At 62.4% G+C, this 26,011-nt stretch carries 27 protein-coding genes, 1 tRNA gene and 1 pseudogene; 14 read left to right on the top strand and 15 right to left on the bottom strand.

Annotated elements, in window-relative coordinates; all coding sequences use genetic code 11:
- Positions 1–163: 163 nt before the first annotated feature.
- Positions 164–640, bottom strand: a complete 477-nt coding sequence (locus tag ACIP02_RS26580) for a MarR family winged helix-turn-helix transcriptional regulator (RefSeq protein WP_201206600.1) — start codon at positions 638–640, stop codon at positions 164–166.
- A 69-nt stretch (positions 641–709) separates the two neighbouring features.
- Entirely contained in the window at positions 710–1,762 is a 1,053-nt protein-coding gene (locus ACIP02_RS26575; protein WP_400622691.1) for a 2,5-dihydroxypyridine 5,6-dioxygenase, read from the bottom strand.
- A gap of 331 nt (positions 1,763–2,093) precedes the next feature.
- On the opposite strand from ACIP02_RS26575, the gene nicC reads away from it, so the two are divergent.
- The 6 genes from nicC to ACIP02_RS26545 all read left to right on the top strand — a co-directional run bounded on the left by nicC (position 2,094) and on the right by ACIP02_RS26545 (position 8,408).
- Positions 2,094–3,242 carry a 6-hydroxynicotinate 3-monooxygenase gene (gene nicC, locus ACIP02_RS26570; RefSeq protein ID WP_400622689.1) on the top strand — a complete coding sequence of 383 codons (1,149 nt, stop codon included), beginning with the start codon at positions 2,094–2,096 and terminating at the stop codon, positions 3,240–3,242.
- On the top strand, positions 3,239–4,045 hold the full coding sequence (nicD, locus tag ACIP02_RS26565) for an N-formylmaleamate deformylase (RefSeq protein ID WP_400622687.1): 807 nt from the start codon (positions 3,239–3,241) through the stop codon (positions 4,043–4,045). Before nicC ends, nicD begins: the two co-directional genes overlap by 4 nt.
- 13 nt (positions 4,046–4,058) lie before the next feature.
- Positions 4,059–4,811 carry an Asp/Glu racemase gene (locus tag ACIP02_RS26560; RefSeq protein WP_400622685.1) on the top strand — a complete coding sequence of 251 codons (753 nt, stop codon included), beginning with the start codon at positions 4,059–4,061 and terminating at the stop codon, positions 4,809–4,811.
- Positions 4,812–4,826: 15 nt separating this feature from the next.
- On the top strand, positions 4,827–5,468 hold the full coding sequence (locus ACIP02_RS26555; protein WP_201206611.1) for an N-carbamoylsarcosine amidohydrolase: 642 nt from the start codon (positions 4,827–4,829) through the stop codon (positions 5,466–5,468).
- A gap of 192 nt (positions 5,469–5,660) precedes the next feature.
- On the top strand, positions 5,661–6,974 hold the full coding sequence (locus tag ACIP02_RS26550) for an MFS transporter (protein ID WP_400622682.1): 1,314 nt from the start codon (positions 5,661–5,663) through the stop codon (positions 6,972–6,974).
- A gap of 141 nt (positions 6,975–7,115) precedes the next feature.
- The gene (locus ACIP02_RS26545) at positions 7,116–8,408 is read left to right on the top strand and encodes an OprD family porin (RefSeq protein WP_400622680.1); all 1,293 of its coding nucleotides are present in this window, start codon (positions 7,116–7,118) and stop codon (positions 8,406–8,408) included.
- 488 nt (positions 8,409–8,896) lie between these two features.
- On the opposite strand, the gene ACIP02_RS26540 is transcribed toward ACIP02_RS26545, so the two are convergent.
- Positions 8,897–9,082, bottom strand: a complete 186-nt coding sequence (locus ACIP02_RS26540; RefSeq protein WP_400622678.1) for a hypothetical protein — start codon at positions 9,080–9,082, stop codon at positions 8,897–8,899.
- 293 nt (positions 9,083–9,375) lie between these two features.
- Positions 9,376–10,404 (bottom strand): alpha/beta fold hydrolase, encoded by a 1,029-nt coding sequence (locus tag ACIP02_RS26535; RefSeq protein WP_400622676.1) that lies wholly within the window; start codon positions 10,402–10,404, stop codon positions 9,376–9,378.
- A gap of 205 nt (positions 10,405–10,609) precedes the next feature.
- On the opposite strand from ACIP02_RS26535, the gene ACIP02_RS26530 reads away from it, so the two are divergent.
- Complete coding sequence (locus ACIP02_RS26530) at positions 10,610–10,978, top strand: SH3 domain-containing protein (protein WP_400622674.1); 369 nt, start codon at positions 10,610–10,612, stop codon at positions 10,976–10,978.
- 236 nt (positions 10,979–11,214) lie between these two features.
- Entirely contained in the window at positions 11,215–11,481 is a 267-nt protein-coding gene (locus tag ACIP02_RS26525) for a hypothetical protein (RefSeq protein ID WP_400622673.1), read from the top strand.
- A 337-nt stretch (positions 11,482–11,818) separates the two neighbouring features.
- Here ACIP02_RS26525 and ACIP02_RS26520 read toward each other — a convergent pair whose 3' ends face one another.
- Entirely contained in the window at positions 11,819–12,736 is a 918-nt protein-coding gene (locus tag ACIP02_RS26520) for a LysR substrate-binding domain-containing protein (RefSeq protein ID WP_400622671.1), read from the bottom strand.
- Between the two features lie 98 nt (positions 12,737–12,834).
- Here ACIP02_RS26520 and ACIP02_RS26515 point away from each other — a divergent pair, with 98 nt between their 5' ends.
- On the top strand, positions 12,835–13,596 hold the full coding sequence (locus ACIP02_RS26515) for a sulfite exporter TauE/SafE family protein (protein ID WP_400622669.1): 762 nt from the start codon (positions 12,835–12,837) through the stop codon (positions 13,594–13,596).
- Here the strand turns inward: ACIP02_RS26515 and ACIP02_RS26510 are convergent.
- The 5 genes from ACIP02_RS26510 to ACIP02_RS26490 form a co-directional block, all read right to left on the bottom strand.
- Positions 13,593–15,020 carry a diguanylate cyclase gene (locus ACIP02_RS26510; protein ID WP_400622667.1) on the bottom strand — a complete coding sequence of 476 codons (1,428 nt, stop codon included), beginning with the start codon at positions 15,018–15,020 and terminating at the stop codon, positions 13,593–13,595. The two genes, ACIP02_RS26515 and ACIP02_RS26510, sit on opposite strands and share 4 nt — an antisense overlap.
- A 137-nt stretch (positions 15,021–15,157) precedes the next feature.
- Positions 15,158–16,987: an SLC13 family permease gene (locus ACIP02_RS26505; RefSeq protein ID WP_400622665.1), complete on the bottom strand. Its 1,830-nt coding sequence runs from the start codon at positions 16,985–16,987 to the stop codon at positions 15,158–15,160.
- Positions 16,988–17,113: 126 nt separating this feature from the next.
- Positions 17,114–17,506: a glycine zipper domain-containing protein gene (locus ACIP02_RS26500; RefSeq protein WP_016498896.1), complete on the bottom strand. Its 393-nt coding sequence runs from the start codon at positions 17,504–17,506 to the stop codon at positions 17,114–17,116.
- Positions 17,507–17,578: 72 nt separating this feature from the next.
- The gene (locus ACIP02_RS26495; RefSeq protein WP_400622663.1) at positions 17,579–17,764 is read right to left on the bottom strand and encodes a hypothetical protein; all 186 of its coding nucleotides are present in this window, start codon (positions 17,762–17,764) and stop codon (positions 17,579–17,581) included.
- Between the two features lie 167 nt (positions 17,765–17,931).
- A complete protein-coding gene (locus ACIP02_RS26490) occupies positions 17,932–18,222 on the bottom strand; it encodes an RcnB family protein (protein WP_400622661.1) in 291 nt (96 codons plus the stop codon).
- A gap of 115 nt (positions 18,223–18,337) precedes the next feature.
- Here ACIP02_RS26490 and ACIP02_RS26485 point away from each other — a divergent pair, with 115 nt between their 5' ends.
- Positions 18,338–18,688: a hypothetical protein gene (locus tag ACIP02_RS26485; protein ID WP_400622659.1), complete on the top strand. Its 351-nt coding sequence runs from the start codon at positions 18,338–18,340 to the stop codon at positions 18,686–18,688.
- A 148-nt stretch (positions 18,689–18,836) separates the two neighbouring features.
- Entirely contained in the window at positions 18,837–19,658 is an 822-nt protein-coding gene (locus tag ACIP02_RS26480; RefSeq protein WP_400622657.1) for a class I SAM-dependent methyltransferase, read from the top strand.
- On the opposite strand, the gene ACIP02_RS26475 is transcribed toward ACIP02_RS26480, so the two are convergent.
- The 4 genes from ACIP02_RS26475 to ACIP02_RS26460 all read right to left on the bottom strand — a co-directional run bounded on the left by ACIP02_RS26475 (position 19,659) and on the right by ACIP02_RS26460 (position 22,965).
- Entirely contained in the window at positions 19,659–20,426 is a 768-nt protein-coding gene (locus ACIP02_RS26475) for an SDR family oxidoreductase (protein ID WP_400622655.1), read from the bottom strand. It abuts the gene before it with no gap.
- 36 nt (positions 20,427–20,462) lie between these two features.
- Positions 20,463–21,530 carry a phosphotransferase family protein gene (locus ACIP02_RS26470; RefSeq protein ID WP_400622653.1) on the bottom strand — a complete coding sequence of 356 codons (1,068 nt, stop codon included), beginning with the start codon at positions 21,528–21,530 and terminating at the stop codon, positions 20,463–20,465.
- Between the two features lie 352 nt (positions 21,531–21,882).
- A complete protein-coding gene (locus ACIP02_RS26465) occupies positions 21,883–22,200 on the bottom strand; it encodes an SCP2 sterol-binding domain-containing protein (protein ID WP_254484906.1) in 318 nt (105 codons plus the stop codon).
- 54 nt (positions 22,201–22,254) lie between these two features.
- A complete protein-coding gene (locus tag ACIP02_RS26460; protein WP_400622651.1) occupies positions 22,255–22,965 on the bottom strand; it encodes a histidine phosphatase family protein in 711 nt (236 codons plus the stop codon).
- Positions 22,966–23,162: 197 nt separating this feature from the next.
- Here ACIP02_RS26460 and sohB point away from each other — a divergent pair, with 197 nt between their 5' ends.
- Complete coding sequence (sohB, locus tag ACIP02_RS26455; RefSeq protein ID WP_400622649.1) at positions 23,163–24,188, top strand: protease SohB; 1,026 nt, start codon at positions 23,163–23,165, stop codon at positions 24,186–24,188.
- A gap of 154 nt (positions 24,189–24,342) precedes the next feature.
- Positions 24,343–24,416, top strand: a tRNA-Cys gene (locus ACIP02_RS26450).
- Between the two features lie 101 nt (positions 24,417–24,517).
- On the opposite strand, the pseudogene ACIP02_RS26445 reads toward ACIP02_RS26450, so the two are convergent.
- Positions 24,518–25,219: pseudogene (locus tag ACIP02_RS26445) on the bottom strand (tyrosine-type recombinase/integrase); the annotation flags it as partial.
- Positions 25,220–25,241: 22 nt separating this feature from the next.
- Here ACIP02_RS26445 and ACIP02_RS26440 point away from each other — a divergent pair.
- A complete protein-coding gene (locus tag ACIP02_RS26440; RefSeq protein WP_400622693.1) occupies positions 25,242–25,880 on the top strand; it encodes a hypothetical protein in 639 nt (212 codons plus the stop codon).
- Positions 25,881–26,011: the final 131 nt, after the last annotated feature.

Raw genomic sequence — 26,011 nt, 5'->3', positions numbered from 1 at the left:
CCCCCCCCCCCCCCCCCCCCCCCCCCCCCCCCCCCCCCCCCCCCCCCCCCCCCCCCCCCCCCCCCCCCCCCCCCCCCCCCCCCCGCTCCTACAGGTTCTGTGTGTGCCTTGAAGGTGATGCAGGACAGGTGGCGGCTTCAGCCGGTGCCATTCACTACAAGGCTCAACCCGCGCTATCGTCGCTGTCGATCATCTTGCGCAGCAGGTACAGGATGGCCACGCGCTCACCGGCATTCAGGCTACCCATGCTCAGTTCGCTGATCTGCCGGGCGCAGGGGATCATTGCATCAAGCAGCGCGGCGCCGCTGTCGGTGAGCTCGACGATGACCTTGCGCCGGTCGCCCGGGTCTGGCGACAGCTGCACCAGTTCGCGCGCCTTCAGGCGTTCGACGATGCCGCGGATGGTCGCCTGGTCTACCGCCGTGGCCTTGATCAGCTCGGCCTGCGAGCTGGGGCCATGGTCGCGCAGGGCACACAGGGTAACGAACTGGATCGAGGTCAACTGCGGGTCGCAAGCCTGCTGCTGGAAGATCGCCGTGTGCCGCTGGTAGGCCTTGCGCAGCAGGTGGCCGACCTGTTCGGTGACGTCGTAGGGGGTGGTGTCAAGCGGGGCGCTGCTGGGGGTGGTTTTGTTCGGCATAGGATGGCTTGGGCTGGTGGAAAGGTGCTGGCCGGCCGCCAATAGCGGAGCGCCCGGCCAGTATAACCACTATCGCGCCCGCGACTCCTGCGGCGCGACCACATCACCGGCCAGGACCACGGCCTGGTCATCCAGGTAGATATCGCAGTTGCGCAGCGGAATGTCCAGGTGGCATGGGGTCTTGCGCTTGCCACCGACCTCGGTGTTGGGGCCGGTGGAGAACAGGAAATTGCCGTAGAACGCGCGGGCATCCATGCACATGCCGTCGTTGCGGTCGTGCAGGCCCATGGCTGTCCACTGTGCGCGTGGCTGCAGGCCCCAGCCGATGTGCGAAATGCCGTACACCTCGGGGTCGTTGAAGTACTTCATGTAGTCGCGCAGGTACTCGGCCTCGAAGCCACCATGAATAGCGGTGATGAAGCCTTTTTCGATCTCCAGGGTGATGCGTTCGCGGCAGTAGTTCTTGAACGGCAGGATGATATCGCCCACGTCCAGCACCAGCGTGCCTTCGGCGCTGTCCTCGTTCGGCCAGGTGAACAGAAAGCCGCTGGGCCAGTGGTCCCAGCGCCCTGGCTCGTCGGCATAGCCGTATTCGGTCACGGCCGGGTACTGGCCGAGCGGGGCGTGGAAGTCGCTGCCGGCCTTGGACCGTACATGCATGCTGCGCGCCTGTTTCAGCAGGGTTTCGGCGGCCAGCACGCGGCGCTTGTCGTCTTCGCTCGGCAGCATGCGCGCCAGCACTTCCGGTGGCTCCACGGCCAGCAGGATGCGCGTACCGGTCTTGAGGATCTGTTCCTGCTCCGGCGAGTGCAGCAGCATCATGGTGTCGACCACCAGGTCGGCCGCTTCCAGCGCCCGCTGCGCCGCCAGGTTGCCGGTGAGCGCGGTGTCGCCGCAGTAGGCAGTCATGTCATTGCCCATGGCCGTGGGGTGGTTGAACGCCGGCAGTTCCACGGCATAGACCTTGGCCTTCAGGCGCTGCGCGGCCTCCATTGCGGCGTTGACCGTGCGCGGGTCGGAGTAGTGGCTCTTGAGCACAGCGACGCTCTGCGTCTCGTCCACGCGGGACAGTTTCAGTACGTGCTCGAACATTTGGGTCAGTTGTGCATTGCTCACCGGCATCGGGGGTTCTCCTGGGCGGCGTTGACGGGGGAGAGCTGCTGCACCATGGCAGTGCCCGGCGCATCATCTCGGTGCAAATTAAGAGTGTGTACACCCTAATGTTGCAAATGAAAGCGCATCCTACCGGCAAGCGCAAGTTATCTGTAGAACGTTACCTATTCACACATATGCCCAGTATTTACGGTAACAGTTCCGAGTGAATGGTTTTCGATCAGGTGTTTGAAAATTATTTGCCAACCCCTCTTTCCAAAAAACAATTACAGCGTATACGCTCTAAATCGTCAGGCGGCCGAGCCGCTGGCCACACATCAGAACAAGAGGAGAGAAACCCATGCGGGGTAGGCAGAAAATTGCAATCGTTGGTGCAGGTCTGGGTGGGGCAGCCGCCGCCACGTTGCTGCAGCAGGCCGGCTTCGATGTCGAGGTGTACGAGCAGGCCCCGGCGTTCACCCGCCTGGGTGCGGGTATCCATATCGGCCCTAACGTGATGAAAATCTTCCGCCGCATGGGGCTGGAGCAGAAGCTGGAGCTGATGGGTTCGCACCCGGACTTCTGGTTCAGCCGCGACGGTGCCAGCGGCGATTACCTGTCGCGCATCCCGCTGGGTGAGTTTGCCCGCCGCGAATACGGCGCGGCCTACATCACCATTCACCGGGGTGACCTGCACGCCCTGCAGATCGACGCGATCAAGCCGGGCACCGTGCACTACGGCAAGCGCCTGGAAAAGATCGTCGATGAAGGTGAGCAGGTACGCCTGGACTTCGCCGATGGCAGTCACACCGTCGCCGATATCGTCATCGGTGCCGACGGCATCCACTCAAAGATCCGCGAGGAACTGCTGGGCGCCGAAGCACCGAACTACAGCGGCTGGGTGGCGCACCGGGCGCTGATCCGCGGGGTCAACCTGGCGCAGCATGCCGATGTGTTCGAGCCGTGCGTGAAGTGGTGGTCCGAAGACCGCCACATGATGGTCTACTACACCACCGGCAAGCGCGACGAGTACTACTTCGTCACCGGCGTGCCGCACGAAGCCTGGGACTTCCAGGGCGCTTATGTCGACAGCAGCCAGGAAGAGATGCGTGCCGCCTTCGAGGGCTACCACCCCACTGTACAGAAGCTGATCGACGCCACCGAATCGATCACCAAGTGGCCGTTGCGCAACCGCAACCCGTTGCCGCTGTGGAGCCGTGGCCGCCTGGTCATGCTCGGCGACGCCTGCCACCCGATGAAGCCGCACATGGCTCAGGGCGCGTGCATGGCCATCGAGGATGCGGCAATGCTGACCCGTTGCCTGCAAGAGACCGGGCTGTCCGACCACCGCACCGCGTTCGCGTTGTACGAGGCCAACCGTAAGGAGCGGGCATCGCAGGTGCAATCGGTATCCAACGCCAACACCTGGCTCTACACCCAGGAAGACCCAGCCTGGGTCTACGGCTACGACCTGTACGGGCAGCAGCTGAAAAGCGGGGAGGCGGCATGACGACTTTCGTCGCCGGCGGCAACGTCAGCGCCAATGGCATCCGCCAGCATTACCTGCGTTATGGCGGCAAGGGCCAGGCGCTGATCCTGGTGCCCGGCATCACAAGCCCGGCGATTACCTGGGGCTTCGTCGCCGAGCGCCTTGGCCAGTACTTCGATACCTACGTGCTGGATGTGCGCGGGCGCGGTTTGTCTTCAAGCGGCCCGGAACTGGATTACGGCACCGATGCCTGTGCTGCGGATATCCCGGCCTTTGCCGCCGCGCTGGGCCTGGGCAGCTACCACCTGGTCGGGCACTCGATGGGCGCGCGCTTTGCGATTCGTGCTGCCGCCCAGGGGGCGCCGGGGCTGCAGCGGCTGGTGCTGGTCGACCCGCCGGTGTCCGGACCGGGCCGCCGCGCCTACCCGAGCAAGCTGCCGTGGTATGTCGATTCGATCCGCCAGGCCACGCTTGGCATGAGCGGCGACGACATGCGCGCCTTTTGCGCCACCTGGAGTGACGAGCAACTGGCGCTGCGTGCCGAATGGCTGCACACCTGTTATGAGCCGGCGATCGTGCGTGCCTTCGAGGATTTTCACCAGGTGGATATTCACCAGTACTTGCCCGCCGTGCGCCAGCCGGTGTTGCTGATGGTAGCCGGGCGTGGCGGCGTAATCGAGCCGCGCGACATCGCCGAAATCCGCGAGTTGAAGCCGGACATCCAGGTCGCACAGGTGGACAACGCCGGTCACATGATCCCGTGGGACGACCTGGACGGCTTCTTCGCCGCTTTCGGCGACTTCCTCGACCAACCCCTTGCCTGACGGAGCACGAGACATGACCAAGCTATACCGCATCGGCCAGATCGTGCCGAGCTCGAACACCACCATGGAAACCGAAATCCCGGCGATGCTCAACGCCCGCCAGGCCATCCGCCCCGAGCGCTTTACCTTCCACTCCAGCCGCATGCGCATGAAGCAGGTGAAGAAGGAAGAGCTTGCAGCCATGGACGCCGAGTCTGACCGCTGCGCCGTGGAGCTGTCCGATGCCAAGGTCGACGTGCTGGGCTACGCCTGCCTGGTGGCGATCATGGCCATGGGCCTGGGCTACCACCGGCAATCGGAAAAGCGCCTGCAGCAGGCCACCGCCGACAACGAGGCGCTGGCGCCGGTGATCACCAGCGCCGGGGCGCTGGTCGAGGCCCTGCATGTGATGAAGGCCAAGCGCATTGCCATCGTCGCCCCGTACATGAAGCCGCTGACCGAACTGGTGGTGAACTACATCCGCGAGGAAGGCTTCGAGGTGCAAGACTGGCGCGCGCTGGAAATCCCCGACAACCTCGCCGTGGCGCGGCACGACCCGGCCAACCTGCCAGGCATCGTCGCCGGCATGGACCTTGAAGGCGTCGATGTGGTGGTGTTGTCGGCCTGCGTGCAGATGCAGTCGCTGCCGGCTGTGGCCAAGGTCGAGGCGCAAACCGGCAAGCCGGTAGTCACCGCGGCCATCGCCACCACCTACGCCATGCTCAAGGCGCTGGACCTGGAGCCGGTCGTGCCGGGTGCCGGTGCCTTGCTGTCGGGCGCCTACTGAAATCGGGAGACGCACATGAGCGATGTACAAAGCGCCCGTGACAACTACCAGGGTGTGTGGGGCCAGCGCATCGGCTTTGGCCGCAAGCCCGCGCTGCTGATGATCGACTTCATGCAGGGCTACACCACCCCCGGCGCACCGCTGTACGCCCCGGGCGTGGTCACGGCGGTGGAGCAGGCTGCCGGCCTGCTGGCGCTGGCCCGCGACTGCGGTACCTTGGTGGTGCACACCAATATCCGCTACCAGCCGCCGCACTTCGCCGATGGCGGTGTGTGGGTGCGCAAGGCGCCGGTGATGAAGGACATGGTCGAAGGCAACCCGCTGGCCGCGTTCTGCGAGGCCGTCGCGCCGCAGCCGGGGGAGGTGGTGCTGAGCAAGCAGTACGCCAGCGCCTTCTTCGCCACCAGCCTGGCCCCGCTGCTGCATGCCCAAGGCGTGGATACCGTGGTGCTGGCGGGCTGTTCCACCAGCGGTTGCATCCGCGCCAGTGCGGTGGATGCCATGCAGCATGGTTTTCGAACCATCGTGGTGCGCGAGTGCGTGGGTGACCGCCATAACGACCCGCACGAAGCCAACCTGTTCGACATCGACAGCAAGTACGGCGATGTCGTCACCCGGCAGGACGCCATGCAGCAACTCAGGCAGCTAGCCGGCTGACCCAATAACAATCAAGGAACGGTGCCGGAAGCCCGTCCATGACCGCCTGCTGTCCGGGTGGTCGCCCCGCAGGAGCACTCGGGGTCTTTCAGGCGTTGCCCAGGCACGCCGCGTATAGTGCGCGGGGTGCCCGGCGCGTCGAAAACTGCTGGCCTTAAAACAACCACAAAGTCGCCCGCCAGGAGACAGGAAATGCCAATTGCGAATGCAACCACGGTCCACAGCGACATCGACCATGGCACAAAAGCGCTGTACAGCAAGATCACCTGGAGGCTCATCCCCTTCCTGTGCTTCTGCTACCTCGCAGCTTATCTGGACCGCATCAACGTCGGCTTCGCCAAGCTGCAGATGCTCGAAGACCTGCAGTTCAGCACCGCCGCCTATGGCTTGGGTGCCGGGCTGTTCTTCGTCGGCTATATCATTTTCGAAGTGCCGAGCAACCTGATCCTGCAGCGCGTCGGCGCCAAGCTGTGGATCGCCCGCATCATGATCACCTGGGGCCTGCTGTCGGCCTGCACCATGTTCGTCAGCACCACCACGCAGTTCTACATCCTGCGCTTTCTGCTCGGCGCCGCCGAAGCGGGCTTCCTGCCGGGCGTGCTGTTCTACCTGACCATGTGGTACCCCACCTACCGGCGCGGGCGCATCATTGCCCTGTTCATGATCGGGCTGCCCTTGTCGAGCGTGATCGGCGGGCCGATCTCCGGCTGGATCATGGGGCATTTCGACCAGGTGCATGGCCTGCACGGCTGGCAGTGGCTGTTCCTGCTGGAGGCGATCCCCAGCGTGCTGCTCGGCATCCTGACCTTCTGGGCGTTGCCTAACCACTTCCAGCAGGCCAAGTGGCTGTCGGCCGAGGACAAGGCGCAACTGGCCGCTGACCTGGCCGCCGACGATGCCGAAGGCAAGGACAGCAAGCACAGCTTCCGCGACGGTTTCTTCAACCTGAAGGTGTGGATGCTCGGCGGCATCGACTTCTCGATCCTGCTCAGTGCCTATGCCATGGGCTTCTGGATGCCGACCTTCATCCGCGATGCGGGCGTCAGTGATACCTTCCACATCGGCCTGCTCACGGCCATCCCGAGCCTGGCCGCACTGGCCGGCATGCTGATGATCGGCGCCAGCTCCGACCGCCACCGCGAGCGCCGCTGGCACATCATCGTGCCGTTCATCATCGGTGCAATTGCCATGGCCAGCAGCACTTTGTTCAGCCAGAACCTGGTGATGACCGTGCTGCTGTTCGCCATCGCCTCGGCGGCGATCATCGGCGCGGTGCCGGTGTTCTTCAGCCTGCCGGCGACCTTCCTCAAAGGCACGGCGGCAGCCACCGGCTTTGCCCTGGCCTGTTCGGTGGCCAACATTGCCGGCCTGGTCAGCAACTCGCTGATGGGCCTGGTCACTGACCTGACAGGTACTTCCCACGCGGCGCTGTGGGTGTTTGCCGGCTGCCTGATCCTCAGCTGCTTCCTGGTCATCGCCCTGCCGGCGAAGCTGGTCAACCGCTAGCGGCCCAGCGCTTTACGCAACGGCAGGGCAGGCGGGCCAGGTGCCCGCCTGCCGACCCTTTCTCGACGCAACCCCGCACGTCGGTGGCCGCACATGGCCTCCGCGCCGGGTTGCTGTTGCCCGAAATCCAGGAGTAGCCCCATGCAAGGTTCCACTGCACCGCGTTTTTCTTCGTCTGCGCGCCTGGCCGGTGGTTGTATTGCCGCCGCGCTGTGTGCCGAGGCCCCGGCTGAAGAGGCCGGTTTTATCGAAGGTGCCCGCGCCACGCTGCAGGCGCGCAACTATTTTTTCAGCCGCGACTATGCCGATATCAAGGGCGCAAGCCCCCAGTCGCGTACCCAGGAATGGGCGCAGGGGTTCATCCTCAATGCCAGCTCGGGTTACACCCAGGGCACCGTGGGTGTTGGTGTCGATGTGACCGGCCTGCTGGGCTTAAAGCTCGACAGCAGCCCGGAGCATGCCAAGTCCGGCTTGCTGCCCAGCCTGGACAGCGGCAAGTCGGCGGACGAATACAGCCGCCTGGGGGCGGCGATCAAGTTCAAGGTGTCGCAGACCGAGTTGAAGGTGGGCGAGCTGATGCCCAACCTGCCTGTGCTGCTGTTCAGCGACCTGCGCCTGCTGCCCCCGACCTACCAGGGCGCGATGCTGGAGTCGCGCGAGTTTGCCGGGCTGACCCTGAATGCCGGCCAGTTCCGTTCCACCAGCCTGCGCGACTCGTCCAACAGCCAGAAGATGTACGCGCTGGTCAACGACCCGATCAACCCGGCGCGGCTGGCGCGCTTTACCAGTGACCGCTTCAACTACGTGGGCGCCGATTATGCCTTCAACGACAACCGCACCAGCGTCGGCGTATGGCAGGCGCAGCTGGAGGATATCTACCAGCAGCGTTTTTACAGCTTCAAGCATGCCGAGCCGCTGGGTGACTGGACGCTGGGGGTGAATGCCGGTTATTTCGATGCCCGCGAGGATGGGCGCAAGATTGCCGGTGACTACGACAACCATGCGCTGTTCAGCCTGTTCTCGGCCAAGACAGGTGGGCATACCTTTTACGTGGGCTATCAGCAGATTGGTGGTGAAGACGGTTTTATCCAGGTCGGGGCCAACACCAACCCGATGGGGAATACATTGCCGACGTATGAGTTCTCGGCGCCGGGTGAGCGTTCGTGGCAGGTGCGGCATGACTACAACTTTGTCGCACTGGGGATACCGGGCCTGACTTCGACGTTGCGATATGTGAAGGGGCGGGATGTGGACACCGGGCTGGGCTTTACTGGGCGTGACCGCGAGCGCGACCTGGACCTGGCCTATGTGGTGCAGAGCGGGCCACTGGCCGGGCTTGGGGTACGGGTGCGCAATGTGATGGCGCGCTCCAATTACCGGACCGATATCGACGAGAACCGGTTGATCCTGAGTTATACGGTCAAGTTGTTCTGATACCGCGCTGGATTCTTCGCGGCTAAAGCCGCTCCCACAGGTACTGCGCTGGCTTTGAGTTCGCGCTGTCCCTGTAGGAGCGGCTTTAGCCGCGAACACCGGCGCAGCCGGTGCCAACCACCGCGTCGCCTGCTTCGCGGGTAAACCCGCTCCTACAAGGGCCGTGCAGGCTTCGGGTTCACGCGGTCGCTGTGGGAGCGGCTTTAGCCGCGAACACCGGCGCAGCCGGTGCCATGCACCGCGGCGCCAGCTTCGCGGGTAAACCCGCTCCTACAAGGGCCGTGCAGGCTTCGGGTTCACGCGGTCGCAGTGGGAGCGGCTTTAGCCGCGAACACCGGCGCAGCCGGTGCCATGCACCGCGGCGCCAGCTTCGCGGGTAAACCCGCTCCTACAAGGACCGTGCAGGCTTCGGGTTCACGCGGTCGCTGTGGGAGCGGCCGTGGCCGCGAACACCGGCGCAGCCGGTGCCAACCACCGCCAATCCTCCCTTACTGCAAGGTTTGCGGCTGCATATCATCCGGCAACTTCCGCAACGCCGCCTCCAGCCTGGCAATCGGCCCCGCCAGCTGGTCCGCTTCCTTGTCCTTGCCCTCACTTCTCAGGCGATCACGCTCAACCCGCAGGTTAAGCAAGTTTTTCTGCAGCTTCAGGGCCGAGCTATTGAACGGGTCCATGCCTTTCTCACGCTGTGGGCCTCCGTGCCGTTGTAGGAAAAATCGACCGTAACAGCTCGAATATGCCGGAGAAACTGATGTTTCATACAGGTAAGTGCCACAGTCTCGACTTTTCCTACACTACTCGGTAAGGGATCCTACAGAGCGCGTTTCAAATCATGTCGTGCAACCTCTGCTCAACCCCGCGTGATCCCTGGCCACAATCGGTCTCGGCAAGGCAGGCCCTCAACTGGATTCAGTCCCGATCCCGCTGCGCTGTTCGAAACCTTATGTAGCAATTACCGCCCCGCGCACTACAGGTGATCCGCATCCACCACCGCCTGGGCAAACGCCTGCGGCGCTTCCTGCGGCAGGTTGTGGCCGATGCCACCGCTGATCAACCGGTACTCGTACTTGCCGGTAAAGCGCTGCGCATACGCTTCTGCCGGTGGGTGTGGTGCACCGTTGGCATCGCCCTCCAGCGTGATAGTGGGTACTGCAATGGCAGGGAACTTGGCCAGCTTCGCCTCCAGTGGGGCGTAGCGCGTTTCACCCTGGGCCAGGCCCAGTCGCCAGCGGTAGTTGTGCACAGTAATCGCCACCTGGTCCGGGTTGTCCAAGGCCTGGGCGCTGCGCTCGAAGGTTGCGTCGTCAAAGGCCCACTTGGGCGAGGCGGTTTGCCAAATCAGCTTGGCGAAGGCATGGCGGTTCTGCTCGTAGCCAGCCTGGCCGCGCGGTGTGGCGAAATAGTACTGGTACCACCATTGCAGCTCGGCGCTGGGTGGCAGTGGCGCCTTGGCCGCTTCCTGGCTACTGATCAGATAGCCGCTGACCGACACCAGCGCCTTGACCCGCTCAGGCCACAGTGCCGAGACGATATCGGCGGTACGTGCGCCCCAATCGAAGCCGGCCAGCACGGCGCGCTGGATATGCAACGCGTCCATGAAGGCAATGACATCGCTGGCCAGCGCCGTGGGTTGGGCATTGCGTGGCGTTTGCGCCAACAGGAAGCGGGTTTGCCCGTAGCCGCGCACGTAGGGCACCAACACCCGGTAACCTTTTGCCGCCAGGGCGGGTGCAACTTCTTCAAAGCTGTGAATGTCATAGGGCCAGCCATGCAGCAGGATGACCACCGGGCCGTCGGCCGGGCCTTGCTCCACATAAGCTACGTCGAGCACACCCGCGTTGATATGTTTCAACGGGCCGAAGTTGTCTGCCGCTGCTGCCATTTGCGGCTGTTGAGGGGCTGCGGTGGCGAAATTTGTAGCCATCAGGCCAAGCGGCAACAGGGCGCAGGCGAGCAGGGTACGGCTGAATCGAGTGGTCGAGTGGCGGGCAGGCATCGGGCATCTCCTTGGCAAAGCCAGCGGTGCGGTTTGGTGGATGCCAGTAAAGTCGAGGGATGTATCGCCGATATGTCTGGTTAGCCTGCAAGGCGCGTTCTTGTGTATCGGTGCTCACTTTGTACACATAACGATACAAGCACCGGGCAATGGCGGTTTTGCCGCCACTGCCAGGGTCGTAGGTTTACCGGCCAAGGAGAGGCCCATGCATTACGTTGTGATCGAACCCCACCGCAGTGAATACCCGCGGCCCATCCGCTTCGCCAAGGGCACTTTGCTGGATATCGGCCCGCGCTACGAAGGCGAGCCCGGCTGGCAAGACTGGTACCTGTGCAGTTGCACCGGCCAGGAGCCCGGCTGGGTGCCGGCGCAACTGATCGAGCGGCTGGGCGTGTGCCAGGGCAGGGCGCTGGACCATTACTGCGCGCACGAACTGGATGCCGACCCCGGGCAGCTGGTGCAGATGGTCCGCCCGCTCAATGGCTGGGTGTGGTGCCGGCGTCATGGCAATGGCGAACTGGGCTGGTTGCCGGCGGAAAAACTTCAGCAATTGGCTGACAGGTTCATGCCTTGAGATATTGGGTGCCTGTGAGATCGAGCGCCGCCCGCGCGGCGCTTCGCGGCACAAGGCCGCTCCCACAGTCTGTTTCGGGCCAATCATGCCTATGCCTTTGGCGCGCGCACCCTGGGTGCAATGGCTGGAAATTGATGACGAGCGCAGACGCAGCCGATATCGAATGGAACAAACAAGGCGGTCAGCGGTGAAATCACAGGAGTGATTGGCCCGAAACAGACTGTGGGAGCGGCCTTGTGCCGCGAAGCGCCGCGCGGGCGGCGCTCGGTCTCACAGGCGATGCTAAAGGTTCGGCGAACAAGGAACCGATGCGTGCGTTTCAATCTGATATGCTTTTTTTCCACCAACCTGAATCTGTAACCGTATCAGCTCAAGTCCGACAATATGCCCATTCCCGTATCACAACTGTAGAGGTTCCAATGGGCAAGCTGTCGCTGTTCCTGGGTGGTTTTCTGCTGCTGACGATTCTGATCGGTCTTCTTGGCACCATTCCGCCAAGCTGAGTTCAACTGCATTTTTCCCTCGCGGCCCGTCTACTTCAACGACGGGCCCAATTGCTTGGCAAATAGCCAGTTTTTCCCCGCCTTGCACCGCTGGACCATTGCTTGCTGCAAGTCATTCTCAAGTGCAAAAGCCTCGTGTAGTCTGCCGCCGCCGTTCGTTCGGGCCGGCCTTTCGAGTGGGGCAGGCTTGCCAATACGGCAGTCCTGCTTTTGCGATAAGTTGTTCTTTGCGCTGGGAATTCTGTCCACAAAAAACGTGGGTAGGTCTGTGGATAAAGTGCTGCAAGCCAAGCCTATAGCGGGCTCTGTTAAATTGAGCAGAAATTGAACAGCCGTTTCAAGGGTTGTTGCAATGGGCCATACCGGCGCGGCGCAGGGCTGCCAGCAAGTCACGTACCCGCGCCGGCAGTTCGCCTGCAGCGTACACGGCATGCATCTGCGGGTCCTGGCCGCTGCTGGAGGTCAGGCGGTATTGTGGGCATACCCGCACCAGGCGCCCGGCCTTGACCTGTGGGTCGCCGACCCAGGCTGCCAAGCGGGCGATACCGGCCCCGGCCAGGGTGCAGTGGTACACCGCAGCGCCCGAGCCCAGGCGCAGCCCGGGCCTGGGGCGCAGGCTGGTGATCTGCCCGTCGCGGCAGAAGTGCCAGGCTTTGAGGATGCGGGGCGCGGTGTGCAGGATCAGCGTGTGCCCTTCAAGGTCTTCCGGGTGCTGGGGTATGCCCGCCTGCGCCAGGTAGGCCGGGCTGGCATACAGGTAGCGCCGGTAGGGCCACAGCGGGTAGCCGATCAGCTCGCTTGATTGCGGGAAGGCGCCGCGCACCACGAAATCGAGTTTGCCTTGCAGCGGGTCCACGGCTTCGTCGCTGTACTGCACGTCTAGCGTCACTTGGGGGTGGCAACGGGAAAACGCCGTAAGCACTTGCGGCAGTACATGTTCAGCGAGCAGTTGTGGCACGGCAAAGCGAATCCAGCCTTGTGCGCTACCGCTGAGTGCGGCCAGTTCGTCGGCAGCATCGCGTTGCACATCCAGCAAGCGTTCGGCGTGGGGCAGCAAGCGTTCGCCCGCTTCGGTCAGGGTCACGGCGCTGGCGTTGCGGTTAAGCAGTTTGCTCCCTGTATTGTCCTCCAGCGTTTGTACCGCGCGGGTTACTGCGCTAGGCGAGCGCCCCAGCGCGCGGGCGGCGGCGACAAAGCTGCGCTTGTGCGCCACGCTGACGAACGCCTGTATTTCCCGCAGCATGTCCAATGCCATTGCCTGTTCCTCGTTGCAGTTTTTGCAATATGGCATTTCAACACAAGCGTGTCAGTTTGATTAGCCTTGCAGGCGTCTTCACTGCCTGGAACCGCGTCATGATGGATATTGCTGTACTTTCTGTGTTCGCCTTTGCCGCTGGCCTGATCGACGCCGCCGTTGGGGGAGGCGGCCTGATCCAGATCCCGGCGCTGTTCAACGTGCTGCCCACGGCGCAACCGGCGGCATTGCTTGGCAGCAACAAACTGGCGTCGGTGTGCGGCACGGCCTTTGCGGCGCGTTCGTTCATTCGCAAGGTGACCCTGGATTGGGGCTTGATCGTGCCGGCGGCGCTCAGCGCCTTTGTCATGTCATTTGCCGGCGCCGCCACGGTGTCGCTGGTGCCGCCCAGTGTGATGCGCCCGGCAGTGCTGGTGCTGATTGTGCTGATGGCTGTCTACACCTTCTGCAAGAAGGACTTCGGCACCTTGCACAAGCCTGCGCAGATCGGCCGCAAGGAGCAGTGCCTGGCAGTGCTGATCGGCGGCGCGATCGGCTTTTACGATGGCTTGTTCGGCCCGGGTACCGGCAGCTTCCTCATCTTCCTGTTCATCCGCTTCTTTGCCCTGGACTTCCTGCATGCTTCGGCTTCGGCCAAGGTGGTGAACATTGCCACCAACCTGGCGGCCTTGGTGTTCTTCGTGCCGACCGGCAACGTGCTGTACGCCATTGCCTTGCCCATGGCGGTGTGCAACATCCTCGGGGCACTGACTGGCACCTGGCTGGCGGTACGCAAGGGGGCCGGTTTCGTTCGCGGGCTGTTCCTGGTGCTGTTGTGCGTGCTGATCGCCAAGCTGTCGTGGGACTTGCTGGCCAGCTAGCTCATCGCCCGGCGTTGTGGCTCGGCCTGCTCGACGCGGTTGCGACCCTGGGCCTTGGCCCGGTACAGCGCCTGGTCGGCACTGGCCAGCAATACGTCCAGGCTGGGCACCGGCATGTCGGCGTCGCAGCCAGCCACGCCGATACTCACGGTAATCTGCAGGCGCTGGTCAGCCTGTACCACATGCAGGTCCTGCACGGCGCGGCGCAGGCGTTCGGCGGTGAACTTGGCCCGCTCCGGCGCCAGGCCCGCGAGGACTACAACGAACTCTTCGCCGCCCAGTCGTGCGAACAGTTCATTGTTGTGCAACTGGTCTTGCAGGGTGCTGGCGAACTGGCGCAACACCTGATCGCCGACCGCGTGGCCATGGGCATCGTTGATCAATTTGAAATGGTCGATGTCCAGCATCATCAAGGTCAGTGGCAGCGCCTGCGCGTGCTGCTGGCGGCTGTCCAGCAGTGCATTGGCGCGGCGGGTAAAGGCGCTGCGGGTGAGCGCGCCGGTGAGGTGGTCGATGGTGGCCTGGTGCGCCAGGCGGGCCATAAGGCTACGGTTGGCCTGGCTGACGCAGGCCACTACAAGCGGCCCTAGCACCAGCATGGCGATGCCCAGGCGGGCCGACATCAGTGTGGTCACCCCGGGTTCGCTTTGCGGCACGATAAAGTGCATAAGGTTTTGTGCCACGGCCACGATCAGGGTGCTGCCGGCGGTGAGTGTCAGCAGCGACACCATGAACGGTGAGTAGGTCCAGGCACACCAGAGCAAGGCGGCAATGGGGAAGGCAATCGCGCCGGGGCCACCGAATGCGATGCTGAGCGCCAGCGAGGCCAGCAGCACCAACAGTGGCGCCATGCGGATGGGCTGGGCCCCACCGCGTACCAGGGCCCGCACCGAGGGTGCTGTGAGCAGCACCGGCATTACCAGCACGCTGGTCGAAAACTGTTCGCTGAACCAGGCCAGCCAGGTAGCCCCCAGGGACTGTTCGAACCACGGCGCGGCCATGACCGACGCCATGCTGGCCGCAACCATGGCGCCGGCGGCACCGGCCGCGAACACGCTGAGCACGCCGTGTGGGGTGCGCATGCGGCGGTGAATCCGCGGCAAGCGTGACAGCAATTGCCAGAGGGTCACCACCACACCCAGGTTGCACAAGTTGAACCACAGTGCCGGTACCCAGGCGCTGCCGCATAGCAGGTCGGCACCGACCATGGCCAGCCATACCAGGCTGAAGCCGGCCAGCGTGGCCTGGCGAGGGTAGCGCAGCAAAATGCCCGCCAGTACCGCATTCACCGGCCAGAACAACGACAACGACTCGATCGGGCGTGCCAGGATGCCGCCCAGGGTGAGGCCGAAGGTCAGGCAAAGCAGCGCAACATAAGGCAACAAGCGCGATTGGGCTGGAAAAACCATGGGCTCGACCGGCAAGCGGAAACGAAATCCAGGACAACGCCTTGAAGCACCTGGGGCAATGGCAAACAGTGTGTTTCGTCAGGATAGTTGATGTCAATCTGCCGCGATCGGTCGAGATAATGCAAATATGCCTTTACTGATGGCGAAAGGCACTACAGGCCGAAGAACCATGGCACCATCAAAACTGTCACCAGCATCACCAGCAGCGTGAACGGCACACCCACCTTGACGAAGTCGGCGAAGCGGTATTGTCCCGGCCCCAGTACCAGCGTGTTGACGGGGGATGACACCGGCGTCATGAATGCTGCCGAAGCCGCCAGCGCCACGGTCATGGCGAACGGGTAGGGTGACATGCCCAGTTGCGTTGCTGTGCTGACCGCCACGGGCGCCATCAGCACGGCAGTCGCGGTGTTGGAGATGAACAAGCCGATCACTGCCGTTACGGCGAACAGGCAGGCAAGCATGGCAATGGGGCCGGCCCCCCCCAGCACACTGACCAGCCCACCCACTGCCAGGTCGATGCCGCCGGTTTTCTGCAGGGCCTGGGCAAATGGCAGCATGCCGACGATCAGCACCAGGCTTTGCCAGTGGATGGCCCGGTAGGCGCTGTTCATGTCGATGCAACGGCCTGCGCCCATCAGCAGGCAACCGATCAGTGCCGCGATGACATTGGGCACCACGCCGCTGACCATCAGCCCGACCATCACCGCCAGGCTGAGCAGTGCCTGCGGCGCGCGGGTACGGGCTGGGGCCACCTGGTCAATTTCTGCTGGCAGGCTCAGTACCAGAAAGTCCTTGGGTTTGCTTTGCAACAGGCGCACCGCCTTCCACGGGCCGACCACCAGCAGGGTGTCACCCAGGCGCAGTTTTTCTTCCACCAGCTGCTCTTCGATGGCCGCCTGCTCGCGGCGCAGGCCGACCACGTTGAGGTCGTAGCGGGTACGGAAAGCCAGTTCGAGGATGCTCTTGCCGATCAGCTGCGAGCCCGGTGGCAGAGACACCTCGGCCATGCCCAGCTCCTGGGACTGATCGATGAAATAGGCGGCCTTGAAGTGCAGCGGTTCCAGTTGCATGGTCTGGCACAGGTTGCGCAGGTCGTCGCGGTTGGCGAACAGGTCGAGCAGCAGCACATCGCCCTGATGCAGCACGGTGCTGGAGTCGGCCGTGATCACCCGGGTGGTGAACTTGTGCTGGCGCTCGATGCCGATCACGTTGGCGCCGTGACGGGTACGCAGCTCCAGCTCGCCAAGGGTGTGGCCGATCAGGGGGGATTGAGGGCGGATGCGCAGGCGCCGTTCGCGGCCATTGAGCTTGTAGTCGAGCACCAGGTCCAGCAGGGTGCGGCGGCTCTCCACGCGGCCGTCCTTGCGCACTTCGCCGTTGAGCCACTTGCGGGTCAGCAGCATGTAGCCGATGCCCAGTACCAGTACTACCAGGCCGAACGGGGTGAAACTGAAAAAGCTGAAGCCGGCGAGGCCATGGCGCACCAGCTCACTGTGCACCACCACGTTGGGCGGAGTGGCGACCAGGCTGAGCATGCCGCTGATCAGGCCGGCGAAGGCCAATGGCATCATCAGGCGGCTGGGGGACAGTTGCAGGCGCGCGGCGATGCTCAGTACCACCGGGATGAAAATGGCCACCACGCCGGTAGAGCTCATGATCGAACCCAGCCCGGCCACCGACACCATCAACAGCACCAGCAGGCGTGCCTCGCTGTTGCCGGCGCGCTCGCTCATCCATTCCCCGATGCGGTAGGCAATGCCGGTGCGCACCAGGCCCTCGCCGATCACGAACAGGGCGGCGATCAACACCACGTTAGGGTCGCTGAAACCGGCCATGGCCTGCTCCACGGTGAGGATGCCGAGTAGCGGCAGGGCAAGAATCACCAGCAGCGCGACCACGTCCATGCGTGGGCGGTTGATGACGAACAGCACGACGACAATGGCCAGCAGGCCGAGGACCCAGAGCAGCTCTTGGTTCATGGGGAGGGGGTGTTCCTTCACACAGGGGCACGATAGACAGTAGCAGCCAGTGTGCCAGCTTGTGGTGAAGGGGGTGTTGATGTGCTGCAACAAAAAGGGCCGCATAGCGGCCCTCAGGTCACCGAATCAGTGACGGTGACGGCGGTGCTTCTTGCTACCGCGGTTGTCGTCGCCCAGGTGGTTGCCCAAGGCACCACCGGCCGCGCCGCCCAGGCCGGCACCTACGGTCGAGCCGGTCTTGCCGCCTACTGCGCCGCCTAGCAGCGAGCCGCCGGCCGAGCCCAGGCCACCGCCGATGGCGGCCTCGGTACGGTTGCCCTTGCGTGCACCGACCGCACTGCCGGCCGCGCCGCCAACGCCAGCACCAATGGCTGCGCCGGTCTTGCCGCCGAGCTGTTGACCAACAACGTTACCCAGGACACCACCCAGGCCACCGCCAATGGCGGCAGTACCGTCACCGGCGAAAGCGCCCTGGCACAGCAGCAGGCCGAGGGCAAGGGAAGGCAGAGTCAGACGCATGATACGAACCTCAAAGAAATCATCGGGTTAAGGTGCCGCGCAACGGGCGGCGGGTCAGGCAGAAAAGACGCTTCAGCGGTAGTATCGGTCACCGCGGTATTGACGATCGTCATCATCGTCACGGTCGTGCCGATGGTGGTGGCGATGGTCACGGTCGCGGTTACGCCAGCCATCGTCGTCGTCATGGTAGCGATGGCTATGGCAACCTGCGGTCAGCAGGACAACAGCAACCAGCGTAAGGCTTGCAAGACGGGTCATCAAAAGGTAGGTCCTTGATCCGCATAGGTTTACGGCGCACTACCTGAGACTGGATTCGATCCATTTGGTTTCCTGGCGGGCAAAAAAAACCGCGCGTCTGGTCAGACGGCGCGGTGCCAGGGCTGCGCTAGACGAGTGCGCGCAGCCCGCGGATAAAGGCGGGGTGGTCAGTGCGCCGGCTGAATTGCCAGCACCACGCCATTGGTGACCTGCACCAACACGTAGTGATCACCCATGCGCACCCAGTGGCTTTCTTTCTCAGGCGCGGGCAGGCCTTTGGCTTGCCAGTCCTTGATCGCTTCGTCTTCTCGCTTGTACTGGTCCGGGGCCTTGTCGCCTTTCTTCAATTCACGGTTGTGGGTTTCCGGTGCGGTGACGCTTTCTTCAGCAGAAGGCGCTGCGGTCGCAGCCAGCGGTAGGCAGGGCAGGGCAGCGAAAAGCAGATAGTGCAGTTTCATGGCGGTCTCCTAGTGGCGTCATGCTTTAACTGCGACAGTGAAGGGTGCATGACAATTCACTCGCGATGCTCGCTAGTGCTAGAGTCGCCCTCTTTCAATACCCTGAGGATGGAACATGCGTGCGATTCTGCCGATGGCCGCGGCGCTGATGCTGGTCGGTTGTGCTTCTGCGACCATGGAAAATGCACGCGGTGGCAAGCCGACGGCGCAGCTCGACTCGCAGAAGGCACCCGAGCTGGTGGCCCAGTGCATCCAGTTCAGCTGGCAGGAAGAGAAGGTGTTTGGCGACGACGCCAGTGGGTATCTTGAGCCGCGCAAGCAGGGTGGGTTGACGGTGTATACCCGTGAGGCTGAGTCGTTTGTGGATGTGTATCCGCAGGCGGGCGGTACGCGGGTGGATTACTACGCGCAGAAGAACGATGGCGTGGCGCTGCAGCGCCGGGCGGCGGCCGCTACCTGCCTGTAACTGCCTTGTTGTTGTCAGTGCTGGCCTCATCGCCGGCAAGCCGGCTCCCACAGAGATCGCGTGAGCTTACAATTTTTAGCAAGGTAGTGCTGTCGTGAGGGGCGCGGCAAGGGCTAGCATCAGCCGCTTACCCTACAAGGACGACAGCATGGACCGCTCCCTGCAACTCAACCGTGCCAGCTGGGATGAACGCGCTCCGCTGCACGCTGCATCCAAGGACTACGAAGTCGAGCAACTGGTCCGCAACCGCGCTCACCTTTCCGAAACCGTGCGCTTCGACCTGCCATTGCTTGGCAGTATCGACGGGCTCAGCACCGTTCATTTGCAGTGCCACATCGGCACCGACACCCTCTCGCTTGCACGCCTCGGCGCCAAGGTCTGCGGGCTGGACTATTCCGCCGCTTCACTGGCCCAAGCGCGGGCGCTGGCCGAGCGTTGCGCTGCACCTATCGAGTATGTCGAGTCCGACGTCTACGCCGCTGACCAGGTGCTGCCGGCAGGCACTTTCGACCTGGTCTACACCGGCATTGGCGCACTCTGCTGGCTACCCCGTATCGAGCCTTGGGCGCGTACTGTCGCGGCCCTGCTGAAACCGGGCGGGCGGTTGTTCCTGCGCGACGGTCACCCGATGCTGATGGCCGTCAACGAGGACCATGAAGACCGCCTGCAGCTCGAGTACCCGTATTTCGAGCATGAACAGCCGACGGTATGGCACAACGACCAGACCTACGTCGAAACCGATCAGCGCCTGGCCCACACCGAAACCCATGAGTGGAACCACGGCCTGGGCGAGGTGATCAGTGCCTTGTTGGCCCACGGCCTGCAGCTGACCGCGCTGGTCGAACACCAGAGCATCCCCTGGGAGGCGCTGCCAGGGCAGATGGCCAAGGGCGACGACGGTGAGTATCGCCTGCGCGAACAGCCCGCGCGCCTGCCCCTGAGCTACACCCTGGTGGCGGTCAAGGCCTGATCAGGACAGGAAGCCGCCGTCGACATTGAGCGCGGTGCCGGTGGTGTAGCTGGAGGCATCGCTGGCCAGGTACAGCACCGCGCCGGCCATTTCCTTGGGGTCGGCCACGCGCTTGAGCGGAATCTGCTGCAGGGCGGCGTTGAGGATGGCGTCGTTCTTCACCAGTGCCGAGGCGAACTTCGTGTCGGTCAGGCCCGGCAACAGCGCGTTGCAGCGGATACCAAACTGGGCGCATTCCTTGGCGAACACTTTGGTCATGTTGATGACTGCGGCCTTGGTCACCGAATAGATGCCCTGGAACAGCCCGGGTGATACACCGTTGATCGACGCCACATTGATGATGCTGCCGCCACCATGCTCGCGCATCAGCTTGCCGGCTTCCACCGACATGAAGAAGTAACCCCGGATGTTTACGTCGACAGTCTTCTGGAAGGCCCCCGGGTCGGTGTCCAGCACGTTGCAGAACTGCGGGTTGGTGGCGGCATTGTTGACCAATACGTCCAGGCGCCCGAATTGTTCACGGATGCCGGCGAACACCTGCTGGATCTGCTCCAGCTCACCAATGTGGCAGGCCACCGCCGTGGCTTTGCCGCCGGCCGCGATGATGGCGTCTGCTACCTGCTGGCAACCGTCAAGCTTGCGGCTGGAAACGATCACATGGGCGCCTTGTTGCGCCAGCAAATGGGCGATGGCCTCGCCGATGCCACGGCTGGCGCCGGAAACGAAGGCGATCTTGCCGTCGAGGTCGAACAGGTGGGTCTTGGACATGCTGTTTTCCTTGTTATCCGTCGTCGTGGGCAATGCTCAGAGGCTGGACTTGGCAATGACCTGCAGGGTCATCTGCTCCAGCAAGCGGTTCATGTGGATGAACTGGGCGAAACGCTTGTCCTGAGTCTGGCCGTGGTAATAGCGGTAGTAGATTTGCTGGACGATGCCGGCCAAGCGGAACAGGCCATAGCAATAGTAGTAATCGAAGTTGTCCAGGCGAATGCCCGCGCGCTCGGCGTAGTAGTCGACGAACTGACGGCGGCTGAGCATACCCGGGGCATTGCTCGGCTGGCGGCGCATCAGTTGCACCGGCGCCGGGTCGTCGGCTTCGATCCAGTAGGCCAGGCTGTTGCCCAGGTCCATCAGCGGGTCACCCAAGGTGGCCATTTCCCAGTCCAGTACGCCGATGATGCGCATGGGGTTGTCGGCGTCGAGAATCACGTTGTCGAAGCGGTAGTCGTTGTGCACGATGCCGGGCTGCGGGTGGTCGGCGGGCATTTTCTCGTGCAGCCAGGCGGTTACCTTCTCCCAGCGCGGTGCGTCCGGGGTCAGGGCTTTTTCATAGCGGCTGGTCCAACCCGCGACCTGGCGCTGCACGTAGCCCTCCGGCTTGCCCAGGTCGACCAGGCCGCAGGCGTTGTAGTCCACCTGGTGCAGCTCGACCAGGCGATCGATGAAACTTTTGCACAGGGCTTGGGTACGTTCAGCGTCCAGGCTCAGTTCAGCCGGGATGTCCGAGCGCAGGATGATGCCCTTGACCCGCTCCATCACATAGAACTCGCCGCCGATCAGGCTGCTGTCGGTGCAGTGCGCGTAGGCTTTGGGGCAGTAGGGGAAGCCACTGTTCAACTGGTTGAGAATGCGAAACTCGCGGCCCATGTCGTGGGCCGACTTGGCCTTCTGGCCGAACGGCGGCCGGCGTAGCACGAAATCGCGGTCCGGGTAGCTGACCAGGTAGGTGAGGTTGGAAGCCCCGCCAGGGAACTGGCTGATGCTCGGCAAACCGTCCAGGCCGGGGATGGTGGCCTTGAGGTAGGGGTCGATGACGGCCGCGTCGAGTTCTTCGCCGGGGCGTACCTGGGTGGACTGATCGGTGAGCGTCATGCGTTTTCCTTATTCTCGATCGCAAGGACTATTGGCTAATCTAATGGCCTACCCAGGTTGGAACAAGCGTGCCTGGTACCTTATAGGTGAGGGTGTTGCTGCACGATCAACTGGCTTGATAGGGCATGCCAAACAGGCTGTTCGCATCTCGTTGTAGGAGCGGCCTTGTGTCGCGATAGGGCCGCAACGCGGCCCCGGCAATCTTGCATGATGCGCAATTTCTGGGGCCGCTTCGCACCCCGATCGCGACACAAGGCCGCTCCTACAGAGAGTCGGCGCAGGTCTGAAACAGGCAAAAAAAAACCGAAGCCGCTCAGGCTTCGGTTTTTCGAACATCCGGCTTTCCCAGCCCTCAGGACGGGAACAGCTCGCTGAGCTTCATCGACAGCATCATGTCGCCTTCAACGCGCAGCTTGCCGCCCATGAAGGCCTGCATGCCGTCGGTTTCGCCACTGACGATACCCTTCAGGGTTTCGCTGTCCAGCACCAGGGTGCAGTTGGCATCCGGGTTTTCACCTTCCTGGATGTCGCAGGTGCCATCTTTGACGATCAGCGCATATTGCTTGTCTTCGTCGGTGATGTTGAAGCCGAACACCAGGTCCAGACCTTCAGCAGCCGCTGGGTTGAATTTTGCTTTCATCGCTTCGACGGCTTTAGCTACATCGCTCATGGTGTTTTCCTTGTTAAGTGATATTCGCGTCCGCAGGGACACAACAGGCCGGGCTCAACGGTAGGTGATGAGCTCCGGCGCCCTCAACAGCTGCACATGGGCTTGGCTGTTGAAGGATGCCAGTGCCACGTCGCGGCCGCGGAACTTCAGCTGGCTGAACGACGTGTTGATGATCTGCCAGTTCAGCGCGAACGCCTGACCGGGGGTAATACGGGTAACCAGGTGGAGCAGGGCGGCAATAGTACCGCCCGAGGTGAAAATGGCGACATTGTCGCCGCTGCCGGCGGCATCCAGCACGCGCTGCAGGCCTCCGTACACGCGGGTAGTAAAGGCCTGCCAGGTTTCCAGGCCGTCATCGGCATGCTCGCCATCGTGCCAGCGCTGCACCATCAGCGCGAACAGGCGCTGGAACTCGCTGCGGTGCTGCGCGGGGTTGCGCAGTACCTGCAGCGCATCGGGTTCTTGCGGCAACAGGCCAGGCAACAGGGCACGGATCACGCCGTCGGCATCGAACTCATTGAACGCCGCATCGGTCTCAACAGCCGGCACTGCACTGCCATTGGCCTGCAGTGCCTGTAACGCCAGGCGCGCGGTATCCTGTTGGCGGCGCAAGTCGCCGGCCACGCAACGGTCCAGCCGGACACCGAGCTGAGCCAGGTGCTCACCCAGCGCCTGGCTCTGGCGCACACCCACGGGCGAGAGGACGTCGTAGTCATCGGCACCGAAGGAGGCTTGGCCATGTCGGATCAGGTAGAGGTTGCCCACGAAAGGTTCCGGCCTGTTGGAGGTTGCTGCGAGGTTAGGATGCGGCACACGGGCTGTCAACGGAAAAACATACAAGCGTTTGAAAAGGTTGTTTGAAAGATGTTGCCAGCGTTTGCACCGGCTGGCAGCACGCCAGACGCAACGGTATGCTTGCAACAGATACGCGCCGTAGTGGCGCAGGCATTTAAGGAGTCAACGTGGAGTTTCTTGCCGAATACGCAAGCTTTCTCGCCAAAACCGCCACCCTGGTTATCGCCATCCTGGTGGTGCTTTCGGCCATTGCCGGGCTGCGAGGCAAAGGGCGGCGCAAATCGGGTGGGCAATTGCAGGTCACCCGCCTGAACGAGTTCTACAAAGACCTGCGCGAGCGCCTGGAATCCGGCCTGCTCGACAAAGCCCAGCTCAAGGCCCTGCGCAAGCAGCAGGCCAAAACCGAAAAGCAGCAGAAGAAGGGCAAGGGCAAGGCTGAAGAGAAGGGGCGGGTGTTCGTGCTGGACTTCGATGGCGACATCAAGGCCTCGGCTACCGAAAGCCTGCGCAACGAAATCACCGCGCTGCTGACCCTCGCCACCCCCCGTGACGAAGTGGTACTGCGCCTGGAAAGCGGCGGTGGCCTGGTGCACAGCTACGGCCTGGCCGCCTCGCAGCTGGCGCGTATTCGCCAGGCGGGCATTCCGCTGACGGTGTGCATCGACAAGGTAGCGGCCAGCGGTGGTTACATGATGGCCTGTATCGGCGAGAAGATCGTCAGCGCGCCGTTCGCCGTGCTGGGCTCGATCGGCGTGGTGGCCCAGCTACCCAACGTCAACCGCTTGCTGAAGAAGCACGATATCGACTTTGAAGTGCTGACCGCCGGCGAATACAAGCGCACCTTGACCGTGTTTGGCGAAAATACCGAGAAGGGCCGGGAGAAGTTCCAGGAAGACCTGGACATCACTCACCAGCTGTTCAAGGACTTCGTCGCCCGCTATCGCCCACAGTTGCACATCGACGAAGTGGCTACCGGTGAAGTCTGGCTAGGTGTGGCGGCGCTCAACCGCAAGCTGGTCGACGAACTGCAGACCAGCGACGAGTACCTGAGCGAGCGTGCGCGCAATGCCAACCTGTTCCACCTGCACTATGCCGAGCGCAAGAGCCTGCAGGAGCGCATCGGCGTAGCCGCCAGTGGCGCGGTAGAGAACACGGTGGTGGGTTTGTGGAGTAAACTCGGTCGCCTGCGCTAACACGTTGAACCCGTTGGAATTTTTTTTCGTTCAGGGGGTTGCAAGGTTAAAAGAATGAAGACATAATGGCGCCCATCGAAACGCAGCAAACCTTGAAAAAGGTTCAGCGTTTCAAGGAGATAGCAAAGCGCAAGCAGCTAGATCCGAACTTTGAGGCCGAGTAGCAAAGTGGTTATGCTCCGGATTGCAAATCCGTCTACGCCGGTTCGATTCCGACCTCGGCCTCCACCATTCGAAAGCCCCGCAGATTAACGTCTGCGGGGTTTTTCTTTGCGCGCAGGAAAACCGGATTGTTTCCGCATCCTGAGGCATCGTTTCCGCATCAGCCTTTACTTGGTCGGGCTGACCACCTCGCCGACGCGGCGGTAAACGCGCTTGGTGATTTCCTCCTTGGAGTGCCCAAGCAGCCGGCTGGCGTGGCTGATGTCGTCAATTTCCGACGCCGCCTTCGGTCGGATATCGCGGAACTGGAACTGCCGAACTTTGATTGCCAGGTCTGTGTTGCCATCGGCAGTCAGCTTCCGCGCAGCCCTGTTACGCGCTTCGCTGAAGCGGTTCCTCAGCATTTCCCAGCTCATGCGCAAGCCTGAGTCGTTGGTGATGAGGCGTGAGTTACGCACACCCTGCAGCTTTCGCCGTTCCAGAAGCGCTTCGATGAACAGGCCAAGGCCAGTGAGTTCGCCGTTGACGTGCCGCCGGATGCGCAACTTCTTCTCGGTCTTGTTCTGGTCGACCCACAGGTAGTCTTCGTCCAGGTCGACGGTGCTGAATTTCAAGGTGTCCGCAGGGCGCTGTCCGGCCAGGTACGCCAGGTCCATGGCATCCTTGAGGCCCTGGTCGCCTTCGGCATACACCGCATCCCAGATCTCGTCGGCCGCGTAGAAGTCGCGTACCTTCTCTTTGTTGCGGCGAACTGCCAGGCATGGGTTTCGCTCGGCAAACCCCCATTCCATGGCCATGGTGAAAACGTGCGAGAGCAAGGCGATCTCCCGGTTTGCCCGAGTTTTGGCGCTGCGGGCGTCCCGGTACTGTCGGGTTAAAAGGACTTTCTTGATGTCTTCTGAAAAAAATTGGTTTGAGAGTAACCAGACTAAAAGTGTTTTAGTGTATACGCTGCTTGTTGCAGCTACAGCATGGGGCGTTTCGAGGTTTGTTCTTGACGAAAAAAGAATAAACCTATGTGAGGCTGAGACCAAAAGTGCCGTAACTATCGCAGAGACGCACAAGGCGAAGGTCTCTGCACTTGAGAGTGATGTTGCAAATTTGAAGGCTCAGAATGAGCGGTATTTGTCGTGGTTGACCAGTGCTCCCAAAGCTTTCCCTGCTTTAGAAGCTAGAATCCAGCAGCTCGAAAAGGAGCGGGACGAAGCACTTCTTCGGGCGAGAGAGGCTGGAGCCCAAGAAAACCCCCTCGATGAAACAACATACAGCTTCTCAAAAGGCTTTTCGAAAGGAGAGTCTTTTGAAGATCCTAAGACTGGTGCCGTAATTGGCATTTCAAATGTTGAATCTAATTACAAGGCAAATGGTGTCGTCAACTTGCCTGGTCGTCAGCAGATTAAAGTAGATGGTGTAGGTGCCGGCGAGAGTTGGGAGTTTGATGCGGATGGAAAAAGGTATAGGTTGAAGCTGGATTCAGTGAACTGGATCAACAACAGCATCAAGGCTTCTGTTAAGGAAATCCCCAAGTGATGTGGTTGATTACTGCTATTGCCTTCCAAACTCATCAGGGCGTTATCGTTTGAGAGGAGAAGGCGCTGGCTGATGGCACGGCGCCACGTTTTGCGGGAGGCGTTGATCTTTGATATAACGCCCGACCATTT

Origin of the sequence: Pseudomonas sp. NPDC089408, from assembly GCF_044749445.1 — a bacterium.
Lineage (GTDB): Bacteria > Pseudomonadota > Gammaproteobacteria > Pseudomonadales > Pseudomonadaceae > Aquipseudomonas.
Note: the sequence above shows the minus strand (reverse complement) of the source record. Positions and strands in the feature narration are given on the sequence as shown.